12 protein-coding genes are annotated in these 13,502 nt (G+C 32.4%); 4 read left to right on the top strand and 8 right to left on the bottom strand.

What is annotated here, in order from left to right:
- Positions 1–442: 442 nt before the first annotated feature.
- The gene (locus tag ACP7AT_RS08225) at positions 443–1,132 is read right to left on the bottom strand and encodes an SIMPL domain-containing protein (RefSeq protein ID WP_426063861.1); all 690 of its coding nucleotides are present in this window, start codon (positions 1,130–1,132) and stop codon (positions 443–445) included.
- Between the two features lie 50 nt (positions 1,133–1,182).
- Positions 1,183–1,821: a rhomboid family intramembrane serine protease gene (locus ACP7AT_RS08220; protein WP_426063860.1), complete on the bottom strand. Its 639-nt coding sequence runs from the start codon at positions 1,819–1,821 to the stop codon at positions 1,183–1,185.
- A 114-nt stretch (positions 1,822–1,935) separates the two neighbouring features.
- On the opposite strand from ACP7AT_RS08220, the gene ACP7AT_RS08215 reads away from it, so the two are divergent.
- Positions 1,936–2,805, top strand: coding sequence for a lysophospholipid acyltransferase family protein (locus ACP7AT_RS08215; protein ID WP_426063859.1), 870 nt, complete (start codon positions 1,936–1,938; stop codon positions 2,803–2,805).
- Positions 2,806–3,120: 315 nt separating this feature from the next.
- Here the strand turns inward: ACP7AT_RS08215 and ACP7AT_RS08210 are convergent, their stop codons facing one another.
- The 6 genes from ACP7AT_RS08210 to ACP7AT_RS08185 all read right to left on the bottom strand — a co-directional run bounded on the left by ACP7AT_RS08210 (position 3,121) and on the right by ACP7AT_RS08185 (position 9,195).
- On the bottom strand, positions 3,121–3,672 hold the full coding sequence (locus ACP7AT_RS08210) for a carboxymuconolactone decarboxylase family protein (RefSeq protein ID WP_426063858.1): 552 nt from the start codon (positions 3,670–3,672) through the stop codon (positions 3,121–3,123).
- An 82-nt stretch (positions 3,673–3,754) separates the two neighbouring features.
- The gene (locus tag ACP7AT_RS08205; protein WP_426063857.1) at positions 3,755–4,618 is read right to left on the bottom strand and encodes a helix-turn-helix domain-containing protein; all 864 of its coding nucleotides are present in this window, start codon (positions 4,616–4,618) and stop codon (positions 3,755–3,757) included.
- 236 nt (positions 4,619–4,854) lie between these two features.
- Complete coding sequence (locus ACP7AT_RS08200) at positions 4,855–6,342, bottom strand: aminotransferase class V-fold PLP-dependent enzyme (protein ID WP_426063856.1); 1,488 nt, start codon at positions 6,340–6,342, stop codon at positions 4,855–4,857.
- Between the two features lie 329 nt (positions 6,343–6,671).
- The gene (locus ACP7AT_RS08195; protein ID WP_426063855.1) at positions 6,672–7,253 is read right to left on the bottom strand and encodes a porin family protein; all 582 of its coding nucleotides are present in this window, start codon (positions 7,251–7,253) and stop codon (positions 6,672–6,674) included.
- A gap of 32 nt (positions 7,254–7,285) precedes the next feature.
- Positions 7,286–8,062 carry a membrane metalloprotease gene (locus ACP7AT_RS08190; RefSeq protein WP_426063854.1) on the bottom strand — a complete coding sequence of 259 codons (777 nt, stop codon included), beginning with the start codon at positions 8,060–8,062 and terminating at the stop codon, positions 7,286–7,288.
- Between the two features lie 89 nt (positions 8,063–8,151).
- A complete protein-coding gene (locus ACP7AT_RS08185; protein ID WP_426063853.1) occupies positions 8,152–9,195 on the bottom strand; it encodes a hypothetical protein in 1,044 nt (347 codons plus the stop codon).
- A 259-nt stretch (positions 9,196–9,454) separates the two neighbouring features.
- Between ACP7AT_RS08185 and ACP7AT_RS08180 the strand changes: the two genes are divergently transcribed.
- From ACP7AT_RS08180 to ACP7AT_RS08170, 3 genes are all read left to right on the top strand, one after another.
- Positions 9,455–9,970, top strand: a complete 516-nt coding sequence (locus ACP7AT_RS08180) for an RNA polymerase sigma factor (RefSeq protein WP_426063852.1) — start codon at positions 9,455–9,457, stop codon at positions 9,968–9,970.
- 61 nt (positions 9,971–10,031) lie between these two features.
- Positions 10,032–10,946: a FecR family protein gene (locus ACP7AT_RS08175; RefSeq protein ID WP_426063851.1), complete on the top strand. Its 915-nt coding sequence runs from the start codon at positions 10,032–10,034 to the stop codon at positions 10,944–10,946.
- Complete coding sequence (locus ACP7AT_RS08170) at positions 10,933–13,467, top strand: carboxypeptidase-like regulatory domain-containing protein (RefSeq protein ID WP_426063850.1); 2,535 nt, start codon at positions 10,933–10,935, stop codon at positions 13,465–13,467. Before ACP7AT_RS08175 ends, ACP7AT_RS08170 begins: the two co-directional genes overlap by 14 nt.
- Positions 13,468–13,502 lie beyond the last annotated feature (35 nt).

Below are 13,502 nucleotides of genomic sequence, written 5' to 3'. Positions count from 1 at the left end.
TATTCATTTAAGAACTAAAATTTACAGATTTTAAAAAGCATAATCTGTACAATAAAATAATCTTCAAAATAAAGAAATGAGATGCTAGTTTTATTCAAATTTTCTAACATAATAAAATATATTTTTTTCTTTTGTTAAATTGATTCCGATAAATTGGAACCGGATTTTGACAGTATAAAGTTATTACGAGAAGAAATCTCACTATCAATTTATAGAAATTCAGCAGTCAAATAAAATGTAATAACCTGTAAATTTTATATTTAAAGTAGTGGACTGATGTAATGAATTACAGAAAAATTAATTTCACATTCTTACTTAACAACTCACAAAAAACCATCGTAAGGAAAGTAGATATGAAATATAAAAAAAATCGGAAGTGGATGAATCCAGTTCCGATTTTATTATTGCTGCGATAGTCTTTTTTAGATTTTTTTCAGCCGTTTTATTCTAAAATAAAACTTACTAAAACATTAGCCGTGATATTAATTTCTCCTAAAGCAAGAGTTTCTCTTGGTTCACTTGCATCGCTTCTCTCCATTGTTTTCATTGCGGCATACATTGGCTGCGGATAATAGGTTTGCGAATTATCAGATATGGTCATTGCACGTCCTACTTTTTGTCCCAAAACAGATACATAATCTTCAGCTTTCAATCTGGCCTCTTTCATAGCTAATTTTCTAGCCTCAGATTGATATTGTGCTAATTTTGAAGATTGGAATGTTACCGCATCAATTCTATTAATTCCTTCGTTTACTAATCCTTCCATTAATTCATCATATTTTGACAAATCTCTCAATAGAATTTCAATTGTTTGAGTAGCATTGTAACTGTGTTTCTTTTTTTCATAATCGTATTGCGGATTCAACGAAACACGCTGCGTTTTATAATCTGCCGGTGCCAAATTCATTTTTTTAATAAACTTTAAAACAGCATCTATTTTTACATCATTTTCTTTTTTTACATCTTTGGCATTATTCCCTTTTGTTTCAACTGTAACAGCTATTGTAGCTTGGTCCGGAATAACTTTAACTTTTCCTTCTCCATTTACATTTATTTGAGGAATTTGCTTCACTTCTTGTCCGTAAGACATCGAAATAAATAGAACAGACAGAATCAATAGTGCTTTTTTCATTTTTATATAATTTAATTATTTGTACTAATTCCTTTTCAAAAGTTGTGCCATTATAGTTTCCCCATTTTTTCCATCACAAACAGAATTACGATTGGAACTGCTAATAATATAACCATCAAAGTGTGGTCTACAAACAAAGTAGGTTCTTTCAATAATGTAATTAAATAACCACCTACAGCACCGCCAAAATGAGCCGTGTGACCAATATTATCATTCTTCGCCTTCATTCCGTAAATAGAATACAATAAGTAAAGGATTCCAAAAATATAAGCAGGCATTGGAATAATAAAAAAGATTCCCAACATCATGTCCGGCTGTAACAATATTGCCGAATATAAAACTCCAGTTACCGCTCCAGAGGCTCCTACAGCTCTGTATCCATAATCATTTTTGTGAAAAACCATCGTCAGCAAACTCCCGAAAATTAAACTCCCGAAATAAATCAACACAAACGAGAAATCACCCAAATAACTGATGACAACCGGAGCAAAAAACCAAAGTGTTAACATATTAAAAATCAAATGGGTCATGTCAGCATGCAGGAAACCAGAGGACAACAACCTGATTTGTTCACCTGATCGAATACTGCCAACATGGAATTCATATTTTCTGAAAAAAGAAAGGTCATTAAACCCTTTGTAACTAATTAACACATTTACTACAATTATTGCTATTAAAACGGTATTCATAAAGTATATTTATTGTGAAATGTAAAGATAGTCATTCTCAAATACGCAGACCGTAAGCACTCAAAATTTATCTCGACAATCATTTTTACATTATATTTGCAAAAAAAATTCTGCATGCAATTACTTATTTTTATCTTAACCTTTCCGTTTTTATGGATTATTTCCATTCTTCCGTTTAGGTTTTTCTATTTGTTTTCTGACCTCATCTATCTAATTGTTTACCATATTATTGGCTATCGCAAAAAAACGGTTAAATATAATTTGGCACTGGCGTTACCTCATCTTAGTTCCGAAGAGCGTCTGGTAATCGAAAAAAAATCATATCATCATTTGTGTGATATGTTTTTAGAAATGATAAAAACGATGACTATTTCATCTGCTGAAATGAACAGAAGATTCGTGGTAACCAATATTGAATTGGTAAAAGAATATGAAAAAAAAGGAAAAAGTACTGTTTTATTAGCATCTCATTACGCGAGCTGGGAGTGGTTATTGTCCATTAATGAGAAAACTAAATTTAAAGGAATAGGCGTTTATAAAAAAATTGCCAATAAATATTTTGATAAATTACTACGAGACATTCGATCCAAATATAATGCTGAATTAGTAGAAACTAAAAAGGCGATTCCGTTAATGGCCGAAAATCAAAAAAATGGAATTCTTAGCATGTATGGATTAGCCAGTGATCAGTCTCCAAAATTAAACAGAGCTTTTCATTGGGATACATTTATGGGTGTCGAAGTTCCCGTTCATACCGGCGCCGAAATGCTAGCCAAAAAATACGATTTGAATGTTCTATTTGTAAAAGTAAAAAAAGTAAAAAGAGGTTTTTACGAAGCTACTTTTGTTCCTATTACTGATAACCCTAAATCTATTCCTGATTTTGAAATCACCAGTACCTTTTTACGAGAAGTAGAAAAACAAATTCTCGAAGCACCTGAATATTATTTCTGGACGCATAAAAGATGGAAACACAGAAGATAGTGTTCAGTTAGCAGTATCTAACAACAATTTTCAAAAAAATCACATAGTATAAACAATTACGTTTATGCAATGTGAATTTTTTGTTTCTTTTATACCTCCGCTTTCCAGCTCTATTAACAATATTTTCAATTCCCATTTACTCTTTCAACTGAATCAACAAAGCGGTTTTTTTCATAGAAAGAAACCCTATAATACCGAGATCTTCCCTTGCAACTTCATAACACGGACTTCGAATTTCCGTTGCCAATAAAAAAACCAACAAAAAAATTAATCTTTATTGGTTTTAATAATTGAGAAGATATAGGATTGGTTTATTTATTTTTTCCAAACTCTACCTGCGAAGGCTGCATCAACTTCAGCATTAGTAATGTGATTGGAGTAATTACTCATTAATTTTACTGCAATTCCTGCAATAATACCCAACACATGCACTTCTTCATATCCAGCTGCTAAAAAAGAATCTACGTCTGATTGGGAAGCATTACCACGCGTTGAAGTAAGAATTCTTGTTAATTTAGACAATGCTGCTAATTTTGCATCCGGAACTTGTTTTCCATCACGGATGGCGTTTGTTACTTCTAATGGAACTTTTGACATTTGATCCGCAATAAAACTGTGAGCTGCAACGCAATATTCACAATTATTCTCGAAGGCAGCTGATAAAAAAATAACTTCTTGTTCTACAGAATTAAAACCTGAATTAGCTCTGAAACTATTGTAAGAATAAATATAAGAATCCAACAAAGCAGGATTTTGTCCCATTTTTGTATACATATTGGGGATAAAACCTAAACCTTTTTGTGTTTCATCAAAAATTTTCTGTGAGATTGGAGAAATTGGATTATTTTCTAATTTTAAATGTGCCATTTTTTTCTTTTTTAAGTTAAATAACGGCTGTGCTATCTAACAAAACAAAGATAGGCTGAATCGGTCGAAAAAACTTTTGTAATTAGTTCAACAATTTGCCTATTTGGTTCAATCGATATGCTGAAGGAGTACAATTAAATTTATCGTGAAAGAGAGTGGAAAAATTCGCCAAATCTTTAAAACCGCAATCAAAAGCAATATCCGTGATTCTCTCTTCAGAAATCAATAATAGGTCTGCTGCTTTTTCTAACTTTTTATTCCGAATATAATTCGCGGGACTGTCATTGTAATTTTTTTTGAATTCTCTTTTAAAAGAAGAAAGACTAAGATTTGTCATTTGTGCAAAGTCATCCATAGTAAAGTGTGAAAATAAATTATTCTCAATAACTTGTTTAAAAGAATAACTTGTTGGAGAAAAAAGTTGAGATAAAATTTGCTGAATTACAGGAGCATTTTTTGTCTGACACAATAACAAAACAATCTCTTTTAACTTTATCACCAAAATATCCTCATTTACAAGCGTTGGATTATCAAAGTAAAACAACATGCCTTCAATGTATTTTTGTATTAGAAAATCATTGTTGATTTTTCCTAAACTTACACTTAGATCTCTTTTCGCAGGCTCTTGAAAAATCTTGGGTAAATCCGTATCATAAATTTTTTTTAAGATTTCAGGATGAAAATGAACAATTACAATCTGATTATTTTTTGATGTTGTACTATTTCTAATTTGGCTAAAATAACTACCGCACTTTAACATTACAGCATCACTAACTGGAATAGTAATGCTTTTATCTTCAATTTCATACTTAATTTGACCCTCTACCATGTAAATAAAACAAGCTTCCTCTGGCATTGGATTTGGTATTTTAAAAGGGGCTTCAATAATCACTTTCTCAAAAATGATTTTTTCAAATAATTCATATTGTTTTCTAAAGCGTATCATTAATATGTATTGGTTTCCGTTTAATAACGACAAAAAATTACAATTGCAAAATTAGCATTTTTATTTACGCTAAAAACTGTAGGCTTTTATAAACTTAGAATAGAATTTTATTTTGGACAATTAAATTCGTAATAGGTTGACCAAATGTCTTTATTTTACTTTTCATACAAGTTTATCTTCGTTGTATTATTTATTTATCCAATCTAAAAAAATAATAATGAAACAAATGTTCAGTCTTATAAAGAAAACCAATTTTTAACCAATTCATCTTCTAAAGGTTCTGCGTGATGATGCACAAACTCATTGCTAATCGAATTATAATCATAATCCAAAGCCCAACTTTTATGGTTTTCTGCCAATGCTTTTATTCCGGTACAAACAAATTCAATTTCCGCATTTGTAGTTGTGGGATGAATAGACATTCTGATCCAGCCCGGTTTTCTGATTAAATCTCCAAGACTAATTTCGTCAATTAATTTATGCGATGTTTCTTGATCTACATGCAATAAAAAATGTCCGTAGGTTCCCGCACAACTGCAGCCGCCACGAGTTTGAATTCCAAATTTGTCATTTAATAATTTCACGCCCAAGTTAAAATGCAAATCTTCCACAAAGAAAGAAATCACCCCTAACCTATCCTGATGCTGGCCTGCAAGGATTTTAATGTTTGAAATGCTTCCTATTTCCGAAAAAATATAATCTACTATTTCGTGCTCTCTTTTTAAGATATTTTCAATTCCCATTTGCTCTTTCAACTGAACAGCCAATGCGGTTTTTATTACCTGAAGAAAGCCAGGAGTACCACCATCTTCCCGATCCTCAATATTATCGATGTATTTGTGTTCTCCCCAAGGATTCGTCCAACTTACCGTTCCACCACCTGGATTATCGGGAACTAAATTTTGATATAATTTTTTATTAAATACTAAAACACCACAAGTTCCTGGTCCGCCAAGAAATTTATGTGGCGAAAAGAAAATGGCGTCCAAATAACTTTCGGCGTCTTCTGGATGCATATCGATTTTTACATAAGGACCGGAGCAAGCAAAATCTACAAAACAAAGTCCGTTATGTTGATGCATTATTTTTGCCACTTCATGATAAGGAGTTCTGATTCCAGTAACATTCGAACACGATGTAATCGACGCTATTTTAAAAGGTCGCTCTTTATATTTTTCCAATAACAATTCAAGATTTTCTATGCTGAACAATCCGTCTTCCGAAGAAGGAATAACTTCAACATCTGCAATAGTTTCTAGCCAGGAAGTTTGATTGGAATGATGTTCCATGTGCGAAATAAAAACAATTGGTTTCTTTTCGTCTGGAATAGTAATATAATTTTTTAAGTTTTCGGGTACTTTTAAACCTAAGATTCGTTGAAATTTATTGACAACGCCTGTCATTCCTGTTCCATCAGTAATCAATACATCGTCAGCACTCGCATTCACATGATGTTTGATAATATGACGCGCCTGATGATACGCTTTGGTCATTGCTGTTCCTGAAACGGTAGTTTCGGTATGCGTATTTGCCACAAAAGGACCAAATTGATTTATTAATTTTTCTTCAATAGGACGATACAAACGACCACTGGCTGTCCAGTCTGTATAAATAATTTGTTTGTGTCCATAAGGAGATTCAAACCCTTGATCTATTCCGATTATGTTATTGCGAAACTGTTGAAAGTACTGCTCTAATTGTGTTGGTGCTTCTTTGGTAATCATTGTATGTCTAATTTGAATTCAAAGATATAGGTTTTCTAGGTATTTCTGAAATTAGAAACTTATTTGGAGGATCAGTTATGAAATTCGGTAATACAATTTTCTAATACTTCCAAAAAAGGAACCATTCTTTCCAACTTTAGCCCCGGTTGCAGTGTAAATCCTTTTCCTTTTTTCTTTAAAAAGGAAAAGATTACAACGGAAAACGGGAACAATATCTCTGAAAAATATCCAATAACTCGCTCCCTAACAGGAAAAAAATTTGGCTTAAAATCAAAATCCTTTCAAAAGTTTACACTCTGAAAGAATTTTTATTTTAAAACTAATTACGATTACAAATCAAAGCCTAATGAGAACTGCAGTACTCTGTTTTGTGCTTTGCCTTCATCGTATAAATCTCCTAAACCTAAATGATAACGCACTCCTAAACTAATACCAGAATCCGTTTTAAATCCTCCTCCAAAATTCATCCCCCAATCAAAATTATTGGGATCATACTGCTGTGAACCACTAAAAAGTCCATCATATTCTTCTTTATGTGAAATTGCTAATCCAATCTGTGGCCCCGCTTCCAAAAAGAAATTTTTAGAAGGATAGGCTTTTAGCATTAATGGCAAATTTATATAATCTAACTTTTGCGTAAAAGTCCCACTGCTATTTGTTATTTCGTATCCTTGCTGTGAATACATTAATTCAGGTTGAATAGAAAAACTTTCGCTAATAAAGGACTCGCCATAAACTCCTATATGAAAACCATGTCGTTGTTCAGTTTCTCCATCTCCGTCAAAACTTACGGCTGCTAAATTATAACCTCCTTTTATCCCTCCATTTGATTTGTGAACAGTACTGTCCTGGGCATTCATTGTTGCTATTACACCAAAGAATAACGCTATTGCCATATATTTTATTTTCATCTTTTTTGTTTTTGATTGTAGAAATTATACATTTATTTTCCTCCGTTGGCACGAAGATCAGCAATACATTGCGCATCTAATTGTGGAGCTGCGCCAGATGAAACCATGTTTGAAATACCGCCTCCTGTTTCTGAAGACCAATACATCAAACACGTTTTTTCAATACAATGTTTTGGATGCGCTGCATCTTCATGATTGCTTTGCAAGGCTGTGCCAAGGTTTGTCAATCCAAGAATATGCCCAAATTCATGGGTAATTACCGTTGTTTCTAATAAACTTCTGTTGGGTTCAACTGGACTGTTGCTTAAATTTTGAATAGTTTGTTCATATATGACAAAAGAAGTATTTCTGTAAGCAGTTCCAAGAATAACTGATGTATCAGTGTCTTTCGAAGATTTTCCATCTGCAAAAAATGCCCAAACCGCTATTTGATCTGAAGTATTGTATTTTGTTCTGTTAGCATCTTCAATACTTACAATCTCCTCACTGGTATAAGGTGAATTTCCTGGAGATGGTATAGAACGTTTGATAACACTGATACCGTTTGGTTTGTAAGTTCTTGCAGTAAGAAAATTTACAAAATTATTAATTGCTGTACTGCTTGGTTCAAAACCGGCTACATACACGATTTCAATAACCATGCTTTTGAACTTTTTATCAGATAATAAATCGTTAGAAGAACTTCCTGTTTGCTGTTTATTCGTAATGGGATTTACTGCAACTGAGTTATCTATGGGATCATCTTCTTTTGAACAGGATGCTACTGAGAGGAATAAACCTATAGTCAGCAGAGTAAGTACTTTTTTCATTTATTATTTTTATTATTAAGTTAATTTATATAAGAACAGCTGAATTGTTTTAGGCAGCTGTTCTTACTAAACTACCAACTTAAATCCAGCTATATTTGTTTCAATACTAATGTAACCGCTGCATTAGTAGTGCTTTGCAATGTGATTGTCGAAGCAGTAAAACTTGTTACTTTCCAAGTATTATTCAACAAAACAAACGAAGCATTTCCTGAAAAATTTAGTTTTAGTAAAACATCTAATTCTGAACGTACTGCATAGGTACCATTCACAGTGGTCGTCAATAAATTTACAGCTGTAACCGATAAATTATTTGCAAAATCTATTGTAAAATCTTTATAATTAGTTGCTGAGTTTACTCCTGCACTTACGTATGAATCAACTTTAAACTTTCCGTTAACCAAAATTGTTTCTAATTTTTTACCATTTTGCACTGCTGCTGCCATCGTTGCTTCTGTTTTTAAAGAGGCAGTAATAGCGGCTTGCAATTCTGCATCACTGGAAATCACCATTTTGCTTCCATCGGCGATCGTCACTGAAATTGGGTAATTTACCGAAAATAGTTCCGTACTGCTTACATTAGACATATACGTATATAATTGTTGTTCGGATGTGATGACAACACTTCCTGTTTGTACTAAACTAACATTATACGTTAAAATTGTAATTGGAAAGGTGATATTTACCGAAGAAATAGCATCTTGTCCAGAAGCTTCCGCAGATGTACATGCATTAAGAATAGCATTATATTCGGTTTGATTAGTAACGGTGACCTCAGTGTAGTTACTTAATCTTACTTTTAAAGGAAATTGTAATACAACAGTATCTTGGTCATTGTTAAGCTGTCCAAAAATAGAAATAACTTGTTGGTAGTCTAATTGACTTAGAATAGAAACCTGAACTCCATTTACTTTAGCGGTAACTGGTAACAAAATTGAAGAACAAGATGCTCCATCCAAGAAATCATCAAATGAACCATCGTACATGGAAGTACGTTTCAAGTTAGTTGTTGTAGTTGAATTAGCCGAATTAGTATTTGGATTTTCTCCTTGTACGTCATCAATTTCACTTTGACATGATGTAAATCCAAAGATAGCCATCAATGCAATTCCTGTAATCGTTTTTAATTTTTTCATAATTTTCAAATTTAATGTATTTTTATATTTACAAGCGTTGTATTTAGCGCCTTTCTGTTAGTAAGACAACTACGCTTATTTTTACCCTACCAAAATTTTAAAAAAAATAGAAAATTTTACAAATAAATTCTTAAAATACTATTAATCAATAAATTAAATTTTCAACTATTTTTTCATAAAAAAGCAATTATTAGTAACGCAACTGCTTTTTAAAAAAATAATTTACATTTACAGCCTACAAAAAATGAATTAATACTCAATGAGCGCCGAAAAAAGTACACTTTGCGAAGAAAATCACTTTAGAGACTTTTACTTAAAGCACGTGCAATCTGCAAATAATTTTGCGTATTACAAATGTGGTGATGATGAAGCTGCATTAGATTTAGTGCAAGATGCGTTTACTAAAATTTGGGAAAATTGTTCCAAAATTGACTTTAGTAAAGTCAAAACATATTTGTTTACCAGCATTAATAATTTATTCCTGAATAACATAAAACATCAAAAAGTGGTATTGAGGTACGCCAAAGATGCGCCTAACCTAGATACCAATATTCAAAGTCCCGAATATTTATTCGAAGAAGAAGAATTTAAACAAAAACTCACAAAAGTTATTGCATCATTAAGTGAGGCACAGCGTGAAGTATTTTTATTGAATCGAATAGATGGAAAAAAGTACCGGGAAATAGCAGAGTTACTCGATATTTCTCAAAAAACCGTAGAAAAAAGAATGTCGGGTGCGCTGCAACTATTAAGAGCCCAAATAGAAAATATATAATTACTCATTCATCTGTAGGGTAATTTAAAAGTTAGTTGTCTTATAAACATAGAGATACAAAATGAAAAACGAAAAAGAGATCTTAAAATGGTTAAATAATGAGCTTTCAAGCGAAGAAATTGAAGATTTAAAACAATCTGAAGATTTGCAAACACTTGAAAAGATTGCTCATTATTCATCACAGCTGGAAACTCCAAAAGTAGATGCTTTCGCTGCTTTAGAAGCTTTTAAGACCCGAAACCAGTCTAAAAAGAAAACAAAAGTCAGAACTTTAAACTTTAAGGCATTCTACAGAGTTGCCGCTATTCTGGTTGTTATGTTAACCTCTACTTATTTTTTATTTTTTAATAACGTCAAATCTTTTGAAACTCAAATAGCGCAAACAAAAACAGTCACGCTTCCTGATAATTCTGAAGTAATATTAAACTCTGCTTCAAAATTAAGTTTTAACGAAAAAAAATGGGCTGATAAAAGAGCTTTAACGTTAGAAGGAGAAGCTTATTTTAAGGTACAAAAAGGACAAACGTTTAGTGTAAACACAGCTGCTGGAGTTGTTACCGTTTTAGGGACACAATTTAACGTCAAGGAACGCAAAAACTATTTTGAAGTGAATTGTTACGAAGGTTTGGTGAGTGTGACATATAATAACGAAACTATTAAATTACCTCCCGGCAAAACATTCCGAGTTATAAATGGGATTATCGAAAATGTTGAAGATTTTAACGAACAAAATCCTTCATGGATGCAACAAGAATCAAGCTTTAGTAAGATTCCACTAAATCAGGTTATTGCAGAATTGGAGCGTCAGTATGATATAAAAATTAAAGTAAAAGATGTCGACACTTCAAAACTCTTTACGGGAAGTTTTACACATACTAACAAAGAAATAGCGCTTCAAGCGGTTATAATTCCGCTTAAATTAAGTTACAGAATCGAAGGCAAAACCATTATATTTTACAACTATGGTGTTAAATAAATGGATGATTTATTTGCTGGTTTTTATTGGTAGTATTTGTTATGGACAAAATACAGCTAAAAAAATACCTTTGACGGAGGTTATTATTTCCCTCGAAAAACAATTCAATGTCAAGTTTTCGTATGCCGTTGAAGATGTAGCCAGCATTAAAATTGACAAACCAAATACTTCTTTTACACTACAAGAAACAATTGATTATCTAAATTCGAAAACGATTTTAAATTTCAAGGCTTTAAACGATCGATATGTTACCGTTTCAGTGTTGAACAAAATTATATCTATTTGCGGAATTGTTTCCGATGAAAAGAAATCTCGCTTAGTTGGCGCATCGGTTTTTGTAAACAATATTAAAAGAAGTACAATAACCGATAAAAACGGTACATTTAACCTGCAAAATATTCCAATAGCTGCCACGCTTACTATTTCTTATGTCGGTTTTGAATCCAGACAGTTTTCGGCAAACGAATTATTTTCAGCACAAAAGAATTGCAAAGAAATTGTTCTTTCTACAAAAAACGAAGAGTTAAATCAGGTTCTGATAAATGTTTATTTGACGCCCGGATTACAAAAATATCTGGATGGAAGCACCGTTTTAAACACTAAAAAATTTGGCATTCTTCCCGGATTAATAGAACCTGACATTTTACAATCCATTCAAGCGCTTCCCGGTGTGGAAAGCACCAATGAAAGCATTGCTAACATCAACGTGCGCGGCGGAACTAACGATCAGAATTTAGTTCTTTGGGACAATATTAAAATGTATCATTCCGGTCATTTCTTCGGGTTAATCTCCGCTTTTAATCCTAATCTTACCAACAAAGTTATTGTTAGCAAAAATGGAACAAGCGCTGAATATAGCGATGGCGTTTCCAGTACTATAAATATGCAAACTAAAGACCTGGTTTCAAATCTATTTTCCGGTGGCGCAGGAATTAACTTAGTTAGCGCCGATGCTTTTTTAGAAATTCCAATTACTAAAAAATTAGAACTTCATATTTCGGGACGTCGCTCCATTACTGATTTGTTTAAATCTCCTACCTATACTAAGTACTTTGATCGTAGTTTTCAGGATACAGAAATCAATGCCGATAGTGACCAGAATAATACAACTTCTGATTTTTATTTTTATGATTATACCGCTAAATTACTTTTCGATTTAAATGAAAAACATCAATTCAGGGCGAATATTATCGGTATCAATAACGCTTTGGATTATTCGGAACGAAACATTATAAACTCAAACCAAACTCAATCTAAAACCAGTAATTTAACTCAGAAAAATATTGGCTACGGCGGAAATTGGAAAGCACAATGGAATTCAAAATTAAGTTCAAACTTTATCACTTACTTTTCCAGATACAATATTGACGCTGCGGATTACAGAGTGGAAACAGATCAGCTTTTAACCGAAGCAAATGAGGTGCTCGAAACGGGAGCTAAACTTAATACACATTACAAAACTAATGACAACTTAAATTTCTTGTTTGGGTATCAATTTAATGAAACGGGGATGTTAAATCAAACTACCGTTAGTGCTCCGTTGTATTCTAGTACTAAAAAAGATGTTTTATTGAATCACGCCTTATTTTCTGAGGTGGAGTACAATAAAAACAATACCTATTTGAGAGTTGGATTACGTTTGAATTATTTTCAAAAATTTGAAAAGCTTTTGGTCGAGCCAAGAATAAACATTCGACAAAAATTATCAGATCAATTTGCTTTAAAATTAGAAGGGGAATTCAAAAATCAATCCACTACTCAAATTGTGGATTTTGAAGATGATTTTTTAGGTGTCGAAAAAAGACGTTGGGTATTAGTAAATGAAAAAGATATTCCGATTGCAACGAGTAAACAAGGTTCTTTTGGTTTGGAATTCAATAAAGACAAACTAAATATTGAGGCCACCGGTTTTTATAAAATTGTTGACGGCATTACAGCTTCTAATCAGGGTTTTTACAACAGCTTTCAGTATACCACCGCAAATGGAAGTTACACGGCCAAAGGTTTTGAACTTTTAACTAATAAAACAGCCCGTCAATATAGCGTTTGGGTAAGTTACGCATTTAGTATAAACGACTATGAATTTGATACTTTTACCCCTTCCACTTTTCCTAATAATGCAGATATAAGGCATTCTTTTTCACTTGGTTTCTATTACAATATTCTTAAAAATCTAAAAATAGCTGTCGGTGGTATTTATAGAAATGGACAACCATATACAAAACCGATTGCAGGTAAAGAAACCATACAAAACGGAAATAACACTTTAGTGAATTATGATTCTCCAAACAGTGAAAACCTGGATAATTTCATGCGATTAGATGCTTCCATAAATTACAATTTCAATCTGTCGGAATCTATTAAAGCTTCGGTTACTGCTGGTGTAATTAATGTCACCTATCAAGATAATGTCATCAATCGGTATTACAAAGTCAATCCAAATGACTCGAATGATGCTGTTCAAGTAGATAACAAATCGCTTGGCTTAACGCCAAATATAAGTTTTAGAGTAAATTTTTAATTCCATTTTAAACCGTGTAATAAAAAAGAAAACCC

Origin of the sequence: Flavobacterium sp. DSP2-3-1, assembly GCF_049896865.1 — a bacterium.
In the GTDB taxonomy this organism is placed as follows: Bacteria; Bacteroidota; Bacteroidia; order Flavobacteriales; family Flavobacteriaceae; genus Flavobacterium.
The sequence above is the reverse complement of the archived record's forward strand: the minus strand, read 5'-3'. Positions and strand labels throughout refer to the sequence as shown.